General features: G+C 70.3%; 1 protein-coding gene. It reads left to right on the forward strand.

Annotated features, from left to right (window positions below; all coding sequences use genetic code 11):
* Positions 1–157: 157 nt before the first annotated feature.
* Positions 158–585 (forward strand): IS110 family transposase (locus ACETWP_RS17290; protein WP_373973532.1); only part of this gene is annotated, 428 nt, incomplete at its 3' end.

Genomic DNA, 585 nt, shown 5'->3' on the forward strand with positions numbered 1-585 from the left:
GCTAGACGATATGAGGTGTGGCGCCGGTTCGGAGTCGTAGGACTGGAACCCCGGGTTCAAAGCAGGGCGTGGATTGCCAGTCCCGCTGGTTCTTCCCGCCCGGGGCGGGCGGGTATGGACTGGTAGAGCCACATTTGAACGTCTGGAGGTTCCAGCCATGAATCAGCGTACCTATGTCGGATTGGATGTCCATGCCCGCAGCGTCCTCGGTTGCGCGATCGACCAGCGGACCGGGGAAATCACCCGCCAACGGCTGCCCGCGAACCACGCCGGGATCATCGATTGGGTCACCGGGCTGGCCCCGCCGGTGCGGATCGCCTACGAGGCCGGCCCGACCGGCTTCGGGCTCGCGCGGGCCCTGAACGCCGCGGGCTTCACGTGCATCGTCGCCGCCCCCTCGAAGCTCCAGCGCCCGCCCGGGGACCGGGTCAAGACCGACGTCCGCGACGCCGAGCACCTGGCCCGGCTGAACCTGCTGGACCAGATCACCGCGGTACGGGTCCCCGGCGCCGGACGCGAGGCGGCCCGGGACCTGGTGAGGGCCCGCGAGGACGTCCGTACGGACCTGATGCGCGCGCGCCACCG

Source organism: Arthrobacter halodurans (genome assembly GCF_041877255.1).
Lineage (GTDB): Bacteria > Actinomycetota > Actinomycetes > Actinomycetales > Micrococcaceae > Arthrobacter_N > Arthrobacter_N halodurans.